This window comes from Proteus sp. PR00208 (assembly GCF_016238545.1).
Taxonomy (GTDB): Bacteria; Pseudomonadota; Gammaproteobacteria; order Enterobacterales; family Enterobacteriaceae; genus Proteus.
Genome location: NZ_JAEHQE010000024.1, coordinates 1 through 19,836, shown reverse-complemented (window position 1 = coordinate 19,836; position 19,836 = coordinate 1). Strand labels below are relative to the sequence as shown.

The following is a 19,836-nucleotide window of genomic DNA, read 5'->3' as shown; positions in this document are numbered from 1 at the left end:
AGGACGCAGTCATGCAACCCAGAAACTTTGATGATATTCGTTTTACCTCTGTGCATCGTCGAGTGATGTTATGGGGCAGTGGCGGCCCTTTTCTTGACGGCTATGTATTAGTGATTATTGGTGTGGCATTAGAGCAACTCACACCGTTATTACAACTTGATACACGATGGATTGGTCTGCTTGGTGCAGCGACATTAGCAGGGCTTTTTATTGGCACATCACTCTTTGGTTATATTTGTGACAAAGTGGGTCGCCGTAAAATGTTCCTTGTGGATATTGTGGCTATTGCCATTATTTCTATCGCGACGATGTTTGTTTCAACCCCAGTGGGTTTGTTGGTGATGCGATTCCTTATTGGGATTGTGATTGGTGCTGACTATCCTATCGCAACGTCAATGATCACCGAATTTTCCAATAAAAAACAACGCGCTTTTGCGGTCGGATTTATTGCCGCTATGTGGTATATCGGGGCGACTTGCGCCAATTTGGTCGGTTATCTTTTATATGATATTGAGGATGGTTGGCGTTGGATGCTTGGTAGTGCCTTTATTCCTTGCGTTATTATTTTAATTGGTCGTTTTGATCTCCCTGAATCACCCCTTTGGTTAATACGTAAAGGGCGTATTCAAGAGTGCAATGAAATGATGATCAAGCTCTTTGGTGAGCCTGTGGTTTTTGAAGCGGAAGATGCCAAAACAACACGTTTTATCGAGTTATTTAATAAGCGTCACTTTTCTTTCGTGCTCTTTGTTGCGGTGATTTGGACTTGCCAAGTGATCCCGATGTTTGCCATTTATACCTTTGGGCCCCAAATTGTCGGTTTATTAGGATGGGATGCGGGAAGGAGTGCGGCGCTGGGTAATGTAGTCATTAGTCTATTCTTTATGTTTGGTTGTATTCCTGCCATGTTTTGGTTAAACCAAACAGGGCGACGTCCGTTATTAATTGGTAGTTTTGCCATGATGACGTTGGCATTATTAGTGCTCGGCGTTTTTCCTGATCTACCTATCTTATTTGTTATCTTAGCCTTTGCGACTTACGCGTTCTTTTCTGGTGGTCCCGGAATTTTACAATGGCTCTATCCTAACGAATTGTTTCCGACAGATATTCGGGCATCAGCAGTGGGCATAATTATGTCAATAAGCCGTATTGGTACAGTTATCTCAACGTGTGCTCTTCCTGCCTTTATTGCCACTTATGGCATTAACACCACCATGCTGGTGGGAGCCGCAATTTCACTGTTTGGTATGATAATTTCAGTCTTGTTTGCACCAGAAACTAAAGGATTAACGCTTAATCAGACTTCAACCATGCCGATGAAACGAGGTAAAAAACATATTTAGCTGATTTGCCCAAAATTAAAACCCAATGAATTTCATTATTTTTTCTGATAAAACTAAAAGATATTATTTATTAAGCTTTCTGGAAATATTTTATTAATATGTTATAAAAGTTAATAATTGTTTATTATTTAAATTACATCTTTTATTTATTGATAAGATTTATTTATAACTTAAAATAAGTAGAGTATAGTTTTATTAAAAAGAGAGTGATTTTATTTTCTTTATTTAAATAAAATTGCTCTCCTTTTTATTTTTAATAATAACACATTTATAACGCATCAGTTTCAAATCTATTTCATTCCAATTAATTAATCTTTAATTAGTAAATATATTTAACTCGCTAAATCTAGACGCCAATCACAAATCTCACTCGTACTATTCAAATGACGAAAAACAGTTCGTTATTTACCAAGAATGAATAATTTCCCCTACTCAGAATAAGGTCATTACAGACGTAAACACCAGCAAAGAAGCGGTTGAGTAGGTATTTATGACCTTATTAGAAACGACAGTTAAAGAATGTCTAAACAGTGTAGTGAAGCAATATTCTTCACAAATAGCCTTGATTGAGAATCAAAGTAAAAAAACACTCACTTGGCAACAATTACAACAAGAAGTGGATCAAGTTGCCCGTGGTTTTTTATCTATTGGTTTAAAAAAGGGGGATCGTTTAGGTATTTGGTCTGCTAATAGTGTGGAATGGATAATCTGTTTTCTTGCCGCCGCTCAAATTGGTGTGCCCGTCGTTTGTATTAACTTTCATTTTAAAAAAAGAGAGTTATTAGATTTATGTCGATTAACTGGAATTAAAGCGCTCTGTTTTTCTGATGGTTTTAAAAGCAATCATTTTATTGAGGTTATTAATTGTCTTTCTAAAAAAGCATCAGAAAATAACGATGTATTACCTCAATTATTTATTAGCATGGGAAATGAACGTGCAGAAAAAAGTGTCTCTTTATCTCAATTAAAAGAAAAAGCAATACACGTATCCGACGCTGTTTATCAGCATGCTGTTGAACAAGTTAGTGCAAAAGATTTGCTGACTATTCAAATGACCTCTGGCAGTACAGCAATGCCTAAAGGTGTCATGTTAAGCCAATATAATGTCATCAATAACGCCATGTTATCAGCACAGCGCTTAGGTGTGACTCATGACGATGTAATTTGTCTTGCGGTTCCTCTGTTCCACTGCTTTGGACTCTCTTCCTGCCTCTTTTTTGCATTAACAACAGGATGCCAATTAGTTCTGTTAGATAACTACTGTGCTGAAGATGTTTTAAAAGTCGTTCAAGACTATCGTTGCACTATTATGCATGGCGTTCCGACAATTTTTAGTCGCTTAATGAAGCATGAGCAATTTTCTCACTATGATTTATCTAGTCTTGATAAAGGCATTATTGCAGGAGCGAGTTTTCCTCCCGCATTAATCGATGACATCGAAAATATCCTCGGCATGAAAGGCATCACCGTCTCTTATGGTCAAACAGAAGCCTCACCTTGTTGTACCCAAACATTACCTAACGATCCTTTAACAATAAAACGTGGATCTATTGGTAAGCCTTTACCTTTTGTTGAAATGAAAATTATCAATCCGAAAACAGGTAAATCTGTGCCAGTAGGTATTTTAGGTGAAATTTGTACGCGTGGCTTCCATGTGATGATGGGCTATGACAATGCCCCTGATAAAACTAAAGAAGCGTTAGACGAAGAGGGTTGGTTACACACGGGTGATATCGGCTGTATCGATGAACAAGGAAATTATCACTATGCCTATCGCATGAAAGAGATTGTGGTGCGCGGTGGTGAAAATATCAGCCTTTGTGAAATAGAAGAAGCTATTGCTGAATATGCTGGTGTTGATGCGACAAAAGCATTTGGCATTCCGTCTGCTGATTTAGGTGAAGAAGTGATTGCCACCATTTGTGTGCAAAAAGGCCACAGCATTGGTGAAAGTGAATTACGTGAATTTCTACAAGAGCGACTGGCTCGCTACAAAATCCCCAAAGAACTCCATTTCTTTACAGAATTTCCTCATACCCCTTGCGGAAAAATTGATGTGCAAGCGCTGAAATTGCAACTGGGTTATAGCGTTTCAATCAAGGATGAAAAAAACAAAGTAGCGAGTTAAGTGACAACGGATTTATCCACATTCTGACAACAGCAGTATGAAGTCTAAAAATAATTAGGAGAAGAAATGACAAGTCATAAAGCACTGGAAGGCGTCACCGTAGTTGAGTTGGCGACCTTTATCGCGGTACCGGCAGCGGGTCGTATTTTAGCTGATATGGGTGCGAACGTAATCAAAATCGAATCTCCAAGTGGTGATAACTTACGCTATACAGCACCAACAGAAGGCCGCCCATTAGATCAACATGAAAACACCAGTTTTGATTTAGAAAACGCCAATAAACGTGGGATTGTGTTAAATACCAAAACAGAAGCAGGGAAAAAAATCCTGTTTGAACTGTTAGAAAAAGCAGACATTTTCTTAACTAACTGGCGTCCTGGAGCAAGAGAGCGTGCGGGTTTAGATTATGAAACGTTAAAACAGCGCTTTCCAAAATTAGTTTACGCCAGCGTGACGGGTTATGGCGATGAAGGCCCAGATAAAGACTTACCAGGATTTGACTACACAGCATTCTTTGCGCGTGGCGGTATTTTAGGCTCTCTGTACCAAAAAGGCACAGTACCTATGAACGTGATCCCTGGCCTTGGCGATCACCAGTGTGCATTAGGTTTGGTTTCAGGTGTGTTAGCTGCTTATATTCGTGCTCAAAATATCGGTCAAGGCGAGTATGTTTCAACTAACTTGTTGCATACTTCTATTTACACTCAAGCCATCATGATCCAAGCGGCACAATACCCAGATTATGGTCAGCCTTATCCTATCGATCGCCGCAATACCACCAGCCCATTTATTTTGGCTTATAAAACGAAAGATGATCGTTTTATTCAAGTCTGTATGCCTGTTTACGATGCTTATTACCCAACCTTTATTTCCTGTATTGGTCGCCCAGATTTAGCAGAAGACGCCCGTTATACACGTCTACAAGAAGTGGCGAAAAATAATCGCTCCCCAGAATTATATGACCTGATTTGGCAGCAAGTTGAGCAAAAAACAGCGTCAGAGTGGGCAGATATTTTCACCAAAAACGATATCCCATTCAGCATTGCGCAAACTTGGGAAGAAGTGTTGGAAGATAAACAAGCTTGGGCAATCAACACCTTCTACAACATGAAATATAAAAATGGCAGTGAAAAAGCCTTAGTTCGTCCACCGATTGATTTCTTAGAAAGTGGTTTACCTGAATATCGCCGTGGCCCTTTGTTAGGTGAAGACACACCGTCTGTATTAGCTGAATTAGGGTATAGCGCTGAAGAGATAGCAAACCTTGAAGCCAATAAAGACGTGATGACGTGGAAAGAATAATCCACTTACTTTTTTAATTTTCAGGAGAGCAAAGGCATGCAACAAGACATTTTCACAATGGGCGTTGATATCGGATCGTCAGCCTCGAAATGCATCATCATGAAAAATGGTGACGCGATTGTCGCGAAATCATTGGCATCTATTGGCGCTGGTACATCTGGGCCTGAAAAAGCGATCAATGAAGTATTGCGTCAATTTGGCGGCGATCTCAGTCAGATCAGCTGGATCTGCGCAACAGGCTATGGCCGTAATTCATTGAAAGAAGCCAACAAAGAAGTGAGTGAACTTAGCTGCCATGCGAAAGGTGCGCACTTTCTTTTTCCGGGTGTGAAAACAGTGATTGATATCGGCGGTCAAGACGTTAAAGCACTTCATATGGATGGTGCAGGCCGTTTATTGAACTTTGTGATGAATGACAAGTGCGCTGCGGGTACAGGACGCTTTTTAGATGTGATGTCGCGAGTATTAGAAACCAAGATTTCCGATCTCGCTCAAGAGGGCGCTAAGTCCACGAAGAAAGTCACGATTAGTTCCACCTGTACCGTGTTCTCTGAATCGGAAGTTATTTCTCATCTCGCGAATAACGAAACAATACCCGACGTCATTAATGGTATTCACCGCTCTGTGGCTAGCCGTATTGCAGGTCTTGCAAAACGAGTCGGTGTTGAAGCCCCTGTTGTCATGACAGGCGGTGTTGCCAGTAATTTTGAAGTTGTTCGTTATGTTAGCGAAGAGCTGAACGCGCCTATCGCCACCTCACCATTATCACAATATAACGGGGCGATAGGTGCCGCCATTTATGCCTTTGAAGCGTACCGCCATCAACTGGAAGACGATGCGTTAACAATAGGAACATCAAAATGAGCAATGTAGATATGAATGCGCCGGATTATATTCCTGCGAAAAAACGACTGCAAAAAATTGCCGCTGATGCTTATCAGCGTGCGTGGGATGCCAAAAACAGCGGTGAAAAAATAGGGTGGTGCGCCTCAAACTTCCCGCAAGAAATCGCTGAAACACTGGGTTTATGTGTGGTTTATCCTGAAAACCAAGCCGCTGCGATTGCCGCAAAAGGTGCGGGTTTAAAAATGTGTGAGCACGCAGAAAGCATGGGTTATTCCAATGATATCTGTGCTTATGCACGCATTAGCCTTTCTTACATGGATATTAAGCAGTGTGAAGAGATGGATATGCCACAGCCTGACTTCTTGCTGTGTTGTAACAACATTTGTAACTGCATGATCAAATGGTATGAAAATATCGCTTATGAGCTGAATATCCCGATGATCCTTATCGATATTCCTTATAAAAATGACTATGACACCGATGATGTAACGGTGAAATATGTTCAAGCGCAATTTGATGATGCCATCAAACAACTCGAAAAAGTCACAGGCAAAGTGTTCTCAGAAGAGAAATTTAAAGAAGTCTGTGAAATTTCGCAACGTACAGGACGTGCATGGTTAAAAGCGGCGGAATATTGCCAATATGAACCTTCGCCAATGAATGGTTTTGATCTCTTTAATCACATGGCTGTTGCTGTTTGTGCTCGCGGTAAATTAGAAGCCGCACTGGCTTTTGAGCAACTGTGTGAAGAGATGGAACAAAATATCAAAGAGAAAAAATCGACTTACCGCGGTGAAGAAAAATACCGAGTTCTCTTTGAAGGTATTGCCTGCTGGCCTTACTTGCGTGCCACATCTACTCCGTTAAAAGAGCAAGGTATCAACGTAACTGCCACTGTTTACGCCACCGCATTTGGTGTGATTTATCAAAATAGTGACGAAATGATGCGTGCTTACTCCTACGTTCCTAACTGTGTCTCTGTTGAACGTGCTGCTGATATGCGTATTAACGTGAGCCGTCAGAATAAAGTTGATGGTGCGATTATTCACGTTAACCGTAGTTGCAAGCTCTGGAGTGGCATTATGCCTGAAATTGAGCGCCGTATTCGTCATGAACTTAAGATCCCAACAGTGACTTTTGATGGCGACCAAGCTGATCCTCGTGTTTTCTCTGAAGCGCAGTATGTCACCCGTGTTGAAGCATTGACTGAAATTATGGCTGCTAACAAAGCAGAAATGAAAAAGGGGGACATCTAATGAAAACATTAGCGGAGTTGTTTGATGAGTTACAAGCCGTGGTGGATAACCCTGTTGCTCAATTAGATGGGTTTATTCGTAGTGGCAAAAAGGTTGTTGGCTGTTTTCCTGAATATACGCCGAATGAAATTGTCTATGCCGCAGGTATGGTGCCTTTTGGTATTTGGGGTGCAGAAGGCCGTGAGATCTCAGAAGCGAAGAAATATTTTCCTCCTTTCTATTGTGCACTAGTGCTTTCTTCTCTTGAGATGGGATTAGATGGGGCATTAAATAAATTGTCTGCGGCCTTAATTCCTTCTCTTTGTGACACCTTAAAATGCTTAGGGCAAAACTGGAAATCTGGTGTACCACAAGTTCCTTTCATTCAATTGGTTCATCCACAGAACCGTAAAACGCCAGCAGGTATTGCATTCTTAACTGAACAATATAAGAAAATTGCACTGCAATTAGGGGAGATTTCAGGTCAAGCGGTAACAGACGATGCACTGAAAAATGCCATCCATCTGTTTAATCAGCGCCGTCGCGCATTACGCGAGTTTTCAGATATCGCGGCACTTCATCCAAACTTGGTCACACCACAACGTCGTAACACTGTGATCAAAAGTGGTTATTTTATGGATGTCGTTGAGCATACAAAAGTCGTTGAAACCATTGTTGCACAATGCAAAACCTTGTCTCCAGAACCTTGGAAAGGACACAAGATTGTTGTAACAGGCATTATTGCGGATAGCCCTTCTATTCTACAAATTTTGGCTGACAACAAAATGGCGATTGTGGCGGATGAAGTCGCGCATGAGTCTCGTCAGTTTCGCCAAGATATTCCTGAAAACAAAGCACCTTATGAAGCGATGGCTGAGCAAATCGCCCATCTTGAAGGGTGTTCACTTTTGTATGATCCAGAGAAAAAACGCGGTCGTTTAATTGCCGATATGGTGAAAAACACAGGCGCCGATGGTGTCGTCTATTTACTGACGAAGTTCTGTGATCCTGAAGAATTTGATGCCCCTATTGTGAAGAAATTCCTCGATAGAGAAGGCATTCCTTCCATCATTATCGAAATCGATCAGCAAACTAAAACATATGAACAGGCAAGAACAGCACTGCAAACTTTTGCAGATGTGCTTTCTGCTTAACAACGTTAATTAATAGTCACAAAAGACCTGCGTGATTTACGCAGGTCAATTGAACCCTAACACATATAAGTGGGGCAATCATGGGTATTATTTGTTTAATCATCGGGCTAGCGATATTAATGATTATGTGTATGAAAGGCATACATATTTTTATTTCTGTCTTTACCACCAGCCTATTTCTTGCTGTGACTGCATGGCTTGTATCACCAGATATGCTTAATCCTGTCGATGCACTATTACAAGTGTATACCGGCGGATTAGGTGGCTATTTTGGCAGCTTCTTCTTCATTTTCGTACTAGGTGCGATTTTTGGCAAATTAACCGCTATCAGTGGCGCTGCTGATAGTGTTGCCTCTTTTATTATTGGTAAATTTGGTGAAAGAGCCGTTATTCCATCATTAGTGGCGGCTTGTGCCATTTTAGCCTACGGCGGTGTGTCAGTGTTTGTTGCACTGTTTACCGTCTATTCAATGATGGTGAGTTTATTCCGTAAAGCGAATCTTCCTCGCAGACTTATTCCGGCTGTCTATTTTGCAGGTGCGGGTACGTTTGTGATGATCATGCCGGGATCGCCTCAGATCCAAAACCTTATCCCAATGAAATTTCTAGGCACGTCAGCAACTGCGGGTTTAGTACCAGGTATGTTGACAGCATTGTTCCAAGTCACCTTAGTGATTATTTATCTCACTTGGCTCTTTAAGCGCGTAAAAGCGAAAGGTGAAGGTTGGGTTGAAGATGAAAAAACGGCGAAAGCAGAAGAGGGTAAAAAAGATCGCCAATTACCGAATGTGCTCGTTGCATTACTGCCGATGCTTATTCTGCTTGTCGTGCTGAATATCCTGAAATGGGATCCCGCTATTGCACTGTTCTGCGCCATTATTGCTGCCTTGATTGTGTACTTACGCTATCTAGATTGGAAAAAACTCATACCTAATTTAGCCGCAGGGACGATGGAAGGGGTGACCTCCCTCTTTAACACGGCGGTTATTGTTGGATTTGGTGCGTTAGTCATGACGTTACCTGCCTTCAAAGAATCATTCCAAGCGATTGCTCAATCGGGTCTTAATCCACTTGTTGTGACTGCAATTTCAGTCGGTGCGCTAGTGTTTATCAGTGGTTCAGGCTCTGGTGCGTTAAGTATCGCCATGCCAATGATTGCTGCGATGTTCCCTGCAACCGTGGTTGATCAAGGTTCATTACACCGTGTTGCCACAATGGCATCTATGAGTACAACACCGCCATTTAACGGATTGATTATTACTGTCTTTAGCGTCTGTGGTGTCAGCCATAAAGAGGGCTATGGGCCAGTGGGGACATTAACCCTCGCTATCCCACTGTTAGCCATGATGTTTATGTTGCTGCTGTACACCTTTTTACCTGCATCAATAGCGACGATGTAGAAATCACGTTAACCCATTAATGCGTGCGATAAGACGACAAACGTGAAATCGCACGCCATAGAGATAACCATCAATATTCTCAGAGGAAGATAAACATGGATTTTCAGCTAACAGAAGAACAAGTCCTGATCCGCGATATGGTCAGAGAGTTCGTTGAAAACGACATTAAACCAATTGCGGGCGCTATTGATAAAGAACATCGCTTTCCTAGTGAGAGTGTTGCACCGATGGCTGAATTGGGACTCTTTGGTTTCAACATTGATGAAGCTTATGGTGGTACAGAAGCAGATGCTATTAGCTATGTATTAGCCACAGAAGAGATGGCGAAAGTGAGTGCCTCTCACGCCATGATCATGGGATCACAATGTTCTTTAACAGGACCAATTATTCAAAAATATGCTGATGAAGAAACTAAAGCACGCATTTTACCAGGTGTGGTTTCTGGCGAAAAATTAGGGTGCTTCTGTTTGTCAGAGCCTAGTGCGGGTTGTGATGCTGCGGCTCAGGAAACAACAGCGGTTCGCCAAGGCGATAACTATGTGATTAATGGCTCTAAATTGTGGATCACTGCGGCGCCTCAAGGTGCTTTTTTTATCGTGTTTGCTATGACCGATAAAAGCAAAGGCGTAAAAGGGATCACCGCATTCTTAGTTGAGCGTGATAACCCTGGTATTAGCATTGGTTTACCTGAAGACAAAATGGGTATGAACGGCTCTGAAACCTGCTCTGTGAGCTTCAGTGATTGTGTTGTTTCAGCCAGCGCTATGTTAGGCGAAGAAGGCAAAGGCTTTAATATCGCGATGGAAACCTTAGATGGCGGGCGTTTAAGTTGTTCTGCATTGGCATTAGGGATCGCACAAAGTGCCTTAGATGCCACTATTGCTTACACCAAAGAACGTATTCAATTTGGTAAACCCATTGCGGCTAATCAAGGTATTCAATGGGTATTAGTGGATATGGCAACGCGTGTTGATTGCGCACGTATGCTAGTTTATCGCGCCGCTGCCGCCAAAATGGCAGGTCTTCCTTACACTCGTGAATCAGCTCAAGCCAAACTTTATGCAGCAGAAGCTGCCACTTATGTAACTCAAAAAGCCGTTCAATTACATGGCGGTATGGGTTACACCAAATCCTATCCTGTTGAACGTTTGATGCGTGAAGCAAAACTTACTGAGATTTTTGAAGGCACAAGTGAAGTGCAACGTATGGTCATCGCTAAGCATATTTTAGCGTAATGAGATTTGAGCTTATTAATTTGTTGCATTGTGCAAAACGGAGAATGTGAATTATGAAACTTATTGCCTGCTGTAAGGTTGTTCATGACGAACAAGACATCACAACACGGCCTGATCGTACACTCGCAACCGATAATGCGGGTTTAAAAATTAGTTTGTATGACTTGAATGCAATTGAAACCGCAGTAGAAATAGCCTCTACCCTTGGTGATAGCACTGTAACTGCATTAAGTGTGGGGACAAGTGCAATGGTTGAAAACGCGAAAATCAAAAAAGATATTTTATCGCGTGGCCCAGATGCATTAACGCTGGTTGCTGATGATGCATGTAGCGCGCTTTATTCAACAGATACTGCCAATATTATTGCGCAAGCAGCAAAAAAAGTGGGGTTTGACTTGCTCATTTTCGGCGAAGGTTCAGGTGATTTATACGCTCAACAAACGGGTTTAGCCGTTGGTGAATATTTAGGTTTACCTTGTGTGAACGCTGTAAACAAAATCACCGTTGAAGGCGACAAAATCATTGTTGAACGTGATTTAGAAAATATCACTGAAGAACTTGAACTGACATTACCTGCCATTGTGTGTGTCACTTCAAGTATTAACACACCAAAACTCCCTTCAATGAAAGCCATTTTAGCGGCGAATAAAAAACCAGTTGAAAAGCTGGGGTTAGGAGATATCGGTGTTGATATTTCTTCTCTGACTGTTGTGCAAACACAAGTTTGTGCGCCAGAGCAATCTGATCGCCTTGGTATTATTTTAGAAGGTGATTCAGATGAAAATATTGCCACTTTTGCTGAACATTTACGCCAAGCGGTTAATCAATAAGGAGATTAAAAATGGCTAGTTTACTACCTACTACCTTTGTTTATGCCGAAAAAGCGGATGATTTAGCAAAGCTGATTGCGTTTGCTCGTGGTCTTGGTGAAAAGGTTAATGTGCTGTTTATTGGTGATGATGAAAGTACGCGTGAATGTGTCAACTTAGGCGCTGATTGTGTGTACTGCTTTGCACCTCAAGAGGGTGTGATTGCTGAAGATTATGCGGCCTCTTTTGCCACAATTATTAAAGAAGCGGGTGCGAATGCATTGGTTCTACTTGCTTCATCAAAACGAGCAAAAGCGATTGCGGCTCGTCTTGGTGTGACTTTAAACGCTGGTGTTGTCAGTGATGCATTAAGTATTGCTATTGAAAACAATACTGTGATTGCTACACACCAAGTCTATGGTGGTTTAGCGCATGCTAAAGCAGAAATTCGCTCACCTTATGCCATTGCGACTGTCGGTAGTGCATTAGATGTGGAAGCCATCAAAGACGCACCCAATGCACAAGTGGTGCAAAGTGCCTTTATCGCCCCTGCACATACATTAAAAGTATTGGCTCGTAAGCCAAAACATGGCAGTGCCGTTGATTTAGGTAAAGCGCATTGTGTTGTGGGTGTCGGACGCGGTTTTGGTAAGGCGGATGATATTGCACTCGCGGAGGCATTAGCGAAAGCCCTTCAAGGCGAAGTGGGCTGTTCACGTCCGATTGCTGAGGGTGAAGGCTGGATGGAACATGACCGCTACATTGGTGTTTCAGGCGTGACTTTAGGTGCGGATGTTTATGTTGCTGTCGGTATTTCAGGGCAAATTCAGCATATGGTGGGTGTGGATAGAGCAAAAGTCATTGTTGCTATCAACAAAGATAAAAATGCCCCAATTTTCAATATGGTGGATTACGGTATTGTTGGCGACCTCTACAAAGTGTTACCTGCATTAACCGCGAAGCTTGGCGGCTAATCACCGTAGGTCGCTTAGTGATAATTTGCTAAGCGACCACACATAATAAAAGGATAGGAAAGTATGTCAGACGATATTTTTGACGCCATTATTGTGGGTGGTGGACTTGCTGGTGGTACTGCTGCCTATGTATTAGCACAAGCAGGGTGTGATGTTTTAGTTGTAGAGCGAGGTAATTTCGCTGGCAGTAAAAATATGACAGGTGGACGTTTATACGCGCACAGCCTTGAAAAAATCATTCCCAATTTTGCCCAAGAAGCACCTGTTGAACGCCTTGTGACGCGTGAAAAAATTTCCATGCTCACGGAAACAGATGGTGTGACTTTAGATTATCAACACACGCAACAAGAAGAGGAAGCTGCACGCTCTTATACCGTATTACGTTCTTCATTTGACCAATGGTTAATGGAAAAAGCAGAAAACGCTGGCGCACAAGTGATCACGGGTGTTCGCGTTGATGAAGTGTTGGTGAAAGAAGGCAAGGTGTGTGGTGTAAAAGCGGGTGATGATGAAATTGAAGCCCATGTGGTTATCCTCGCTGATGGTGTTAATTCATTATTAGCAAAACAATTAGGTATGACACAAAAAATTAATCCTCACACTGTGGCGGTAGGGGTTAAAGAGTTATTGGAATTCACGCCACAACAAATGGAAGACCGATTTGGTTGTACTAATGATGAAGGCTTAGCTTGGCTTTTTGCTGGCGCACCATCAGGTGGATATTTAGGTGGCGGATTCTTATATACCAATAAAAATACCGTTTCTTTAGGCCTTGTTTTAGGGCTACATAATGTCGATAAATTCGAAAAAACGGTTCCTCAATTATTAGAAGATTTTAAACAACACCCTGTTGTTGCACCACTTATCAAAGACGGCAAATTATTAGAATATTCAGCGCATATGGTGCCAGAGGGTGGCATGAATATGGTATCTGAATTAGTCAAAGATGGCGTATTAGTGGCGGGAGATGCCGCAGGTTTTTGCCTTAATGTCGGCTATACCGTAAGAGGAATGGATTTAGCGATTGCTTCAGGTGAAGCGGCTGCAAAAGCGGTATTAATGGCGAAAGAGCAAAACAGTTATAGCCAAAAAGAATTAAGTTGCTACCAATCTTTATTAAATGACAGCTTTGTGATGAAAGATATGAAGTTATACAAAGACTTGCCTTCTTTCCTCGATAATACAAGATTCTTTACGGATTACCCGCAAATGGCTGCGAACGTGATGCACGACTTATTTGTGATTAATGGTCCAGAAAAACCTGTGCGTAAGAAAATACTGTCTCAAGTTAAGAAAGTGGGTGTGATGAACTTAATTAAAGATGGGTTTAAGGGGGTACGTTCTTTATGAGTCAAGTCAACGTAGACGTTAAATTAGGCGTCAATAAATTTAATGTGGATGAAGAAAATCCACATATTGTCTTAAAGGATGATATCGATCCTGTACAATTTGACATCTTAATGAAAGCCTGCCCTGCTGGGTTATATAAGAAAGATGAAAAAGGACAATACCTTTTTGATTACGCGGGCTGTTTAGAGTGCGGAACTTGCCGTGTTTTATGTGGTGAAACAATTTTAAAGAAATGGGAATATCCATGTGGCACTTTAGGCATTGAATTTCGTTACGGTTAATGTAACAACACCAATCCCCCTCTAACATAACCTCCAAAATTTTAACTAGAGGGGGAATGAGCATTCTGAGTACATATTGATTCATATATGGATCATAATGCTTGAAATGATTTTTATATGCTCTATAACCCTGTTTTAAAACTTATCTTAACGAATGTATTTTTCGATATTCTGAAGGCGTCATAAAAAATTCGGATTTAAATTTTCGACTTAAATTAGAAATATCGCTAAATCCGCATTCATAAGCTAATTGTGTAATATTTTTCTCTGCCAAGAGAGGATTAACTAAAGCCGCTTTATAATTCTCAAGGCGTTTTTGGTAGATCCAACGAAGTACAGAGGTATTTTGTTCTTTAAATAACATCTGTAAATAGCGCACGGAGATCCCACAAGCATTTGCACATTGATTAACACTTAAATCTGGATCGGAAATATGTTGCTCTAAATAGTGTTGGGCAAAATAAAACAGTGTTGATCTTCCTAAGCTTTGAGGTGGAGTTGCAATACTGTATTCACTGAAAGCAGACGTAATTAAATTCAATAAAATATCGGCAAGTTGTTGTGCATGTTGTGGCGGCATTGAATCTAAGAACGGAATATAGCGCATCACAAAGCTATAAACGAGGGAGCCTGTAATGCTATTGCCTCGTATTGCTCTTGCAGTAAGATTTTGGGTATTACCTAAACGTGATGCTAGTTTTTCCCTTGGGATCAAAATTTTAAATAATGAGTAATCGTTATCAAAAGACCATGATACGGGTCTTGCCATATCAAAAATACAAAAGTCTCCTTGCCGTAGAAATGCGGTTCTTCCATCTTGAGTAAGATGGCTAGTTCCTGAACGCTGTATCTCAATTTGAAAATGCTCTTCCAAGCTAAGTTTATGAGTTAAAGGACGGCTACTCGCCCAGTGACCATTAGACTCTAGCTGAATAAAGCGAATATTTGTCACCTTCTGCTCGACAATGTTGGCATAAAATCGAGAATGAGGAGGCAATTCGACTTCATTGCATTCATAAGACGATAAAAAGCGGTCTTTTATTGTATCCCTGAATACGGAAAACCGATCTACGTCAGGGAGCTCCCGAGTCGTAAACATGCTTTTCATAGTACGCCCACTTTTATTGAAAGTATTTTTGTTGTGTTGCTATCAATCTAGTATAAAAACGACTTAAACCAGGTTGAAATAGAATAATGTTTTTATAACTTTAATTTTAAAATTAGAATAGTAAGTTTAAATAATTATTAACAGAGATATTCATTATCTTTCTTGTTAATAAATTGAAGACAATATATTTAAAAGTTTTTAATTTATTTAAACTAACATCATGTAAATTATAGAATTAATTTATAGCATTTTTTATGCTAGCATTTCTATGCTATTAATCCTAAGTTAATTTCCTATCTTTAGAGAGAGATCTCATAAATAGATTAAGAGTGATTCTTATTAATATCTTATTTATTTCATTCTTTTCAGAGTGTGAGTTAATATGGATTTTATGTAATTTAAATAATGGCTTGTTAATAAGATGATTTTTTATGGTTAATAATGTAATTTGTTTTTAAGATGCGTTAGTAAGATAATTATAGATAATAAATATTTTTTTATTATAAAAAATATTTAGCTAAAAATAATAAAACTCTTTAAATATTATTATATTAGTTATTAATAATAACCATTTTTCCATATCAAAGAGAGTTTTATTAAATAAAAATGCTATATCATTAAGAAAAGAATAGTGATTGAATTATTGATGCAGTGTAGGGCAATAGGTGCGATTAATAAACGAAATCCTATTCTTACTAAACAAAAGATAACTCCCACAATAAAAATAAGAATAAATGTAGTGATTGATTCATATTGATAGTGCATAGTTGAAAATAGCAGTGAAGAAAGAATAATCGCTATCCATTTTCCTGTATTGCCATACCACATGCCTGCATTTAATAGAAAACCTCTAAAAATGATCTCTTCAGTAATCAGAGCAATAAACATAGCAGCAAGGGCAAACAGGAAGAAAGCAAATCCTGTAATGGGTTCAACCTCGGCTATCCATGAATCATCGTCAAAACCTAAAAACATGCCGATAAATAATAATCCCAGTAATGTTAAGACAGGGGCTTTTAATGTTCGCCATTGAAGCCGGCCTAATGGCATTAATGTAATGTGTTTTTGATAGGCAAACCAAATAATTAGGCAGTAGGGAAGGTAAATAAAAAAGCTCACCAATGAGATGATATAAGTTGATTGAAATAGTGCAACAGATGAAGGCGTTAGCAATAGGCTAAAAGAGGAAAAGAAGTAGCCTATAAAGGCAAGTACGCAGATGACTGAATGGTAAACTCGATCTTTGGGAGATTCCATTTATGTTTGTCTTTGAGGGGTAATCAGATAAGTAATTTGTTTTATTTATTATGCATGATAAAAATAATTTTTGTGTTAATGTAATAAATATAAATAACTTATAGCTAATATAAGGCTAAATTTTGAAAGAAAATCTTTTACAGACTATCCTCGATTGGATTGAAGAAAATTTAAATAGTCCTTTATCTCAAAGTGATGTTATAAAAAAATCAGGATACAGTAAAAGGCATTTTCAAGATTTGTTTTATCATTTTACTGGCAAGACGATTGCTAGATATATCCTAGCAAGACGTTTGTCGTTGTCTGCAACTTTATTACGATTAACAAGTTTATCTGTATTAGATATATCGATTATTTATCAATTTAATTCTCAACAGAATTTTTCAAGAGCTTTTAAAAGATACTTTAAAGTAACACCAAGTGCTTACCGAACCTGTAAATACTGGGATTTTTCTTATTATATACCACAACACAAATATTTAACTTTCCAAAAATTAATAAGTAGTGAGAGTTTTGTCAATTTATTATCTTCTGAATATGAGGAAAGTGTTTTTTATGTTGATATTCCTTTTGAGCTTAAGGCTAAAATTGCTCGAACTGGGTTAGGTTTTAAGGATAAAAATAAAATAGATAAATTAAAAGGTTTAATAAAAAATAGTTCTGATTTTTATTTGAATGTATATTATCGATGTGAAAAATCCACCTCCACTAAAAATTTGTTAGCTGTATATAACTTTTTTGAATTTAGTAATAAGCATGAAGTTTTTTTGTCTATAAATGGTGATAGGTATTATAAATTTTCATTTTATGGTACATGGGATGAATATTTAATATTATCTAATGTTATTTATTTTAGAGAGTTACCAAAGTTAAAAGCTAAAAAAAGGGATAGCTATGATATTGAGGTTTTTAATATTAAACAAATGAAAGATAAAAGTAATATATGTTCATTGGATTACTTCGTTCCTGTAGTGTAATTTTTTAGTAATTTTTTTGGGGTTGTATTGTAGTATTCTTTAAATTTTTTTATGAAATATGACGTTGTTTTATACCCTAATTTATTTGATATGGTATTTATATTTAAATTTGTTGTTGTTAATAAATTTATAGCATGCTCCATTCTTGCTTTGGTTAATATTTTTGTAAAGTTTGTTTTTTCTGCCTCAAGCTTTTTTCTTAAAGATGATGTCCCAATATATAGCCTTTTACTAATATCTTTTATTGTCCACTCATAACTTAAATCTTCACTAATGATATTGGTTATTTTATTTGTATATGATGAATTGTACATATTATAGATAAAACTCATAATATTTATTTCTAATCCACTTAATAAGTATGCTATTTTTAATATATATTCATGTTCTATTTTGTCAGATGTAATAATTTCGTTATTAAATTTGGTTTTTAATTTATTAAATAACAGAATATCTTCTGGATGAGTTTTTTTTATCAAAATATTATTTTCAATATTCTGTGTATTCTCTTTTAATATAAGATGATTAGAGGCAAAATTTATTTTTAAAGCATCTCTAAGGACATCACAAGATAAATAAAGTAAGGTTGGTTTGTTTTCATTAGAAAAAAATACATCAAACTTTATATCTTTTGATATTAGAGCAATACTATTTTTATTTATTGATTTTTTAAATTTACTCGTTTCTATTCGTATTTCGCTATCTTTTGTTAATAACATAATGTAATTAGATAGGGTTAAGTTTTTTAAATGAAAATAATAATCTTTCATATAAATAGACTCACTTTAATCCAAATTTAATTAGTTAAATAGTAATGATAAATATTAATGATTAGTCTATGGTTTTATTTTTATAAATGAAATTACATTTTTTGTGGTGTAGCAAATAGTGGTATTTATTTATCTTTTAGTGTTATTTTTTTATGTAGGTTATCATAAGTAAAGACTAATTCTCACAGTAAATTACATAGGTGTAAGTATAACTTTGATTATACGAGTATGTTTTAACATTTTTGGCAGTTTAATTAAAAAAATTAGTTGTTGTATCTTTTTTAGGGTTTCTACTTTATTGATAAACATCTTATTTATTGTTTTGTGGTATTTATTTCTTTGTTTGATTTGGGGCGCAGGGCTAGGTGATACACTGAACTTAAGTGAAATCATATTTGTAGTGTTTCTATGTTCATCCCCTTCTTAGGTAATTAAGATGCATGGCTGGAATATTAATTATGTAATAGGAAACGAGGTTAAAGCTATAAGGAAGGCTCAAAAGCTGACAGGGATTAATGTGGCAAAGAAAATGAATATAAGCCAACAACATTATTCTCGCCTCGAACGAGGTGATGTTAAATGGAGTGTTTCTACATTAATAGAAGTTTGCTTTATTTTAAATATTTCTATCCTTCATTTTATAAAAATATTAGACAGTAAAAAGAGAATAATTATTGATTGTAATCGCGAGTATATTCATAAATAGAAAACAATGCAAATACAAGGGGGAGAATAAGGAAAGACTATTATTTTGTAACTGATTCTTAATAAAGAATTTTTAAATAAACAGCGCGTATTTACTGTTTAGAAGTTCTATTCTAATGCTAGGTAATTATTATGAAATTTATCTTTTCTGAAAAAAATTCAGATATACAAGTGCAGTTAAATCCGCATGCAAAGCATGTGATAACGGCAAAACCCAATGAAGTTTACCAATTAATTGATTCTGAAACAAATCTTTCACCGCTAGATATTAAAGCACTTCGTAAGTCAGATGATCTTATTTTATCTAGTAAAGAACAAGAGTTCGAAGTTGTAATTAAAGATTTCTGGGAAGAATGTAAACCAGGAGAAGAACAGTGTTATGCAACTTTAAATGTATTAGATCAAAACGGGGTCATGGGGGAAGTCACTATTACTCAAGATGGTCCTGTTTTAGAGCATTTAGTTGCTGGTGAAACTGGTACTCTTTCTGATAATGATGATGGAATTGGTCTATTTTTATGGGTTGCTGGTTCTATCGGTAGTGCATTAGCGATCTTTTTAGCTAATAGAAACCATGGTGGTGATAATAAAGGTAATGATGCCGATGTTACCGCACCAAGTAAACCTGGATTAACAGCTGAAGATGATGGTTCTGTGTCTATTGATTTACCAAAAGATGCAAATAAAGGTGATTCTGTAGATGTTACTTTTGAAGATGAGAATGGTAACTCAAATACTGTCACATTAGAGAAAGGCGATAATGGCTGGACATCAAGCAATCCGGACTTAATTCCTGATACAGATAACAATCACGTCACCATTCCGAATGACAATATAAAAGATAACAGTGATGTTACCGCAAGTGCGAAAGATCCGAGTGGTAATAAAAGTGATGATGTTACTGTAACAGCAAAACCAGATCCCGTAACAGACACACCAGTTTTAAGTATTCCCGAAGTGGT

Annotated in this window: 18 protein-coding genes; 15 read left to right on the top strand and 3 right to left on the bottom strand. The window is 38.1% G+C overall.

The window, feature by feature from the left end:
* Positions 1-11 precede the first annotated feature (11 nt).
* From JEP36_RS15100 to JEP36_RS15045, 12 genes are all read left to right on the top strand, one after another.
* Positions 12-1,343 (top strand): MFS transporter, encoded by a 1,332-nt coding sequence (locus JEP36_RS15100; RefSeq protein WP_198626451.1) that lies wholly within the window; start codon positions 12-14, stop codon positions 1,341-1,343.
* Positions 1,344-1,833: 490 nt separating this feature from the next.
* Positions 1,834-3,471 carry an AMP-binding protein gene (locus JEP36_RS15095; RefSeq protein ID WP_198630413.1) on the top strand — a complete coding sequence of 546 codons (1,638 nt, stop codon included), beginning with the start codon at positions 1,834-1,836 and terminating at the stop codon, positions 3,469-3,471.
* Between the two features lie 66 nt (positions 3,472-3,537).
* On the top strand, positions 3,538-4,773 hold the full coding sequence (locus JEP36_RS15090) for a CaiB/BaiF CoA transferase family protein (RefSeq protein WP_098941845.1): 1,236 nt from the start codon (positions 3,538-3,540) through the stop codon (positions 4,771-4,773).
* A gap of 36 nt (positions 4,774-4,809) precedes the next feature.
* Positions 4,810-5,637, top strand: a complete 828-nt coding sequence (locus JEP36_RS15085) for an acyl-CoA dehydratase activase (RefSeq protein ID WP_232805470.1) — start codon at positions 4,810-4,812, stop codon at positions 5,635-5,637.
* On the top strand, positions 5,634-6,875 hold the full coding sequence (locus JEP36_RS15080) for a 2-hydroxyacyl-CoA dehydratase subunit D (RefSeq protein ID WP_069369783.1): 1,242 nt from the start codon (positions 5,634-5,636) through the stop codon (positions 6,873-6,875). The genes JEP36_RS15085 and JEP36_RS15080 overlap by 4 nt, the downstream gene beginning before the upstream one ends.
* Complete coding sequence (locus tag JEP36_RS15075) at positions 6,875-8,008, top strand: 2-hydroxyacyl-CoA dehydratase subunit D (protein ID WP_198630412.1); 1,134 nt, start codon at positions 6,875-6,877, stop codon at positions 8,006-8,008. Before JEP36_RS15080 ends, JEP36_RS15075 begins: the two co-directional genes overlap by 1 nt.
* 80 nt (positions 8,009-8,088) lie before the next feature.
* Positions 8,089-9,408, top strand: a complete 1,320-nt coding sequence (locus JEP36_RS15070) for a GntP family permease (protein ID WP_109373297.1) — start codon at positions 8,089-8,091, stop codon at positions 9,406-9,408.
* Between the two features lie 95 nt (positions 9,409-9,503).
* Complete coding sequence (locus JEP36_RS15065; RefSeq protein WP_088494521.1) at positions 9,504-10,643, top strand: acyl-CoA dehydrogenase family protein; 1,140 nt, start codon at positions 9,504-9,506, stop codon at positions 10,641-10,643.
* Between the two features lie 53 nt (positions 10,644-10,696).
* Positions 10,697-11,473, top strand: coding sequence for a putative electron transfer flavoprotein FixA (gene fixA / locus JEP36_RS15060; RefSeq protein ID WP_198620536.1), 777 nt, complete (start codon positions 10,697-10,699; stop codon positions 11,471-11,473).
* A gap of 11 nt (positions 11,474-11,484) precedes the next feature.
* On the top strand, positions 11,485-12,426 hold the full coding sequence (locus JEP36_RS15055; protein ID WP_198630411.1) for an FAD-binding protein: 942 nt from the start codon (positions 11,485-11,487) through the stop codon (positions 12,424-12,426).
* A 63-nt stretch (positions 12,427-12,489) separates the two neighbouring features.
* Positions 12,490-13,776 carry an FAD-dependent oxidoreductase gene (locus tag JEP36_RS15050; RefSeq protein ID WP_198620534.1) on the top strand — a complete coding sequence of 429 codons (1,287 nt, stop codon included), beginning with the start codon at positions 12,490-12,492 and terminating at the stop codon, positions 13,774-13,776.
* Positions 13,773-14,057, top strand: a complete 285-nt coding sequence (locus JEP36_RS15045; RefSeq protein ID WP_198630410.1) for a ferredoxin family protein — start codon at positions 13,773-13,775, stop codon at positions 14,055-14,057. The genes JEP36_RS15050 and JEP36_RS15045 overlap by 4 nt, the downstream gene beginning before the upstream one ends.
* A gap of 142 nt (positions 14,058-14,199) precedes the next feature.
* Here the strand turns inward: JEP36_RS15045 and JEP36_RS15040 are convergent, their stop codons facing one another.
* The gene (locus tag JEP36_RS15040) at positions 14,200-15,165 is read right to left on the bottom strand and encodes a helix-turn-helix domain-containing protein (RefSeq protein ID WP_196532881.1); all 966 of its coding nucleotides are present in this window, start codon (positions 15,163-15,165) and stop codon (positions 14,200-14,202) included.
* Positions 15,166-15,774: 609 nt separating this feature from the next.
* Positions 15,775-16,422 carry a CPBP family intramembrane glutamic endopeptidase gene (locus JEP36_RS15035; protein WP_198630409.1) on the bottom strand — a complete coding sequence of 216 codons (648 nt, stop codon included), beginning with the start codon at positions 16,420-16,422 and terminating at the stop codon, positions 15,775-15,777.
* Between the two features lie 122 nt (positions 16,423-16,544).
* On the opposite strand from JEP36_RS15035, the gene JEP36_RS15030 reads away from it, so the two are divergent.
* A complete protein-coding gene (locus tag JEP36_RS15030) occupies positions 16,545-17,399 on the top strand; it encodes a helix-turn-helix domain-containing protein (RefSeq protein ID WP_198630408.1) in 855 nt (284 codons plus the stop codon).
* On the opposite strand, the gene JEP36_RS15025 is transcribed toward JEP36_RS15030, so the two are convergent.
* The gene (locus JEP36_RS15025; RefSeq protein WP_198630407.1) at positions 17,378-18,169 is read right to left on the bottom strand and encodes a helix-turn-helix transcriptional regulator; all 792 of its coding nucleotides are present in this window, start codon (positions 18,167-18,169) and stop codon (positions 17,378-17,380) included. The genes JEP36_RS15030 and JEP36_RS15025 overlap by 22 nt on opposite strands.
* 436 nt (positions 18,170-18,605) lie before the next feature.
* On the opposite strand from JEP36_RS15025, the gene JEP36_RS15020 reads away from it, so the two are divergent.
* Together JEP36_RS15020 and JEP36_RS15015 are read left to right on the top strand one after the other, a co-directional pair.
* The gene (locus JEP36_RS15020) at positions 18,606-18,875 is read left to right on the top strand and encodes a helix-turn-helix domain-containing protein (protein WP_198630406.1); all 270 of its coding nucleotides are present in this window, start codon (positions 18,606-18,608) and stop codon (positions 18,873-18,875) included.
* A 131-nt stretch (positions 18,876-19,006) separates the two neighbouring features.
* The coding region (locus JEP36_RS15015; RefSeq protein ID WP_198630405.1) for a hypothetical protein at positions 19,007-19,836 on the top strand (830 nt) is incomplete at its 3' end.

What these genes read in the sequence shown, in the direction of transcription:
- JEP36_RS15100 (WP_198626451.1), top strand. Translation starts at nt 12, where the DNA reads ATGCAACCCAGAAACTTTGATGATATTCGTTTTACCTCTGTGCATCGT.
- JEP36_RS15095 (WP_198630413.1), top strand. Translation starts at nt 1,834, where the DNA reads ATGACCTTATTAGAAACGACAGTTAAAGAATGTCTAAACAGTGTAGTG.
- JEP36_RS15090 (WP_098941845.1), top strand. Translation starts at nt 3,538, where the DNA reads ATGACAAGTCATAAAGCACTGGAAGGCGTCACCGTAGTTGAGTTGGCG.
- JEP36_RS15085 (WP_232805470.1), top strand. Translation starts at nt 4,810, where the DNA reads ATGCAACAAGACATTTTCACAATGGGCGTTGATATCGGATCGTCAGCC.
- JEP36_RS15080 (WP_069369783.1), top strand. Translation starts at nt 5,634, where the DNA reads ATGAGCAATGTAGATATGAATGCGCCGGATTATATTCCTGCGAAAAAA.
- JEP36_RS15075 (WP_198630412.1), top strand. Translation starts at nt 6,875, where the DNA reads ATGAAAACATTAGCGGAGTTGTTTGATGAGTTACAAGCCGTGGTGGAT.
- JEP36_RS15070 (WP_109373297.1), top strand. Translation starts at nt 8,089, where the DNA reads ATGGGTATTATTTGTTTAATCATCGGGCTAGCGATATTAATGATTATG.
- JEP36_RS15065 (WP_088494521.1), top strand. Translation starts at nt 9,504, where the DNA reads ATGGATTTTCAGCTAACAGAAGAACAAGTCCTGATCCGCGATATGGTC.
- fixA (WP_198620536.1), top strand. Translation starts at nt 10,697, where the DNA reads ATGAAACTTATTGCCTGCTGTAAGGTTGTTCATGACGAACAAGACATC.
- JEP36_RS15055 (WP_198630411.1), top strand. Translation starts at nt 11,485, where the DNA reads ATGGCTAGTTTACTACCTACTACCTTTGTTTATGCCGAAAAAGCGGAT.
- JEP36_RS15050 (WP_198620534.1), top strand. Translation starts at nt 12,490, where the DNA reads ATGTCAGACGATATTTTTGACGCCATTATTGTGGGTGGTGGACTTGCT.
- JEP36_RS15045 (WP_198630410.1), top strand. Translation starts at nt 13,773, where the DNA reads ATGAGTCAAGTCAACGTAGACGTTAAATTAGGCGTCAATAAATTTAAT.
- JEP36_RS15040 (WP_196532881.1), bottom strand. Translation starts at nt 15,165, where the DNA reads ATGAAAAGCATGTTTACGACTCGGGAGCTCCCTGACGTAGATCGGTTT.
- JEP36_RS15035 (WP_198630409.1), bottom strand. Translation starts at nt 16,422, where the DNA reads ATGGAATCTCCCAAAGATCGAGTTTACCATTCAGTCATCTGCGTACTT.
- JEP36_RS15025 (WP_198630407.1), bottom strand. Translation starts at nt 18,169, where the DNA reads ATGAAAGATTATTATTTTCATTTAAAAAACTTAACCCTATCTAATTAC.
- JEP36_RS15020 (WP_198630406.1), top strand. Translation starts at nt 18,606, where the DNA reads ATGCATGGCTGGAATATTAATTATGTAATAGGAAACGAGGTTAAAGCT.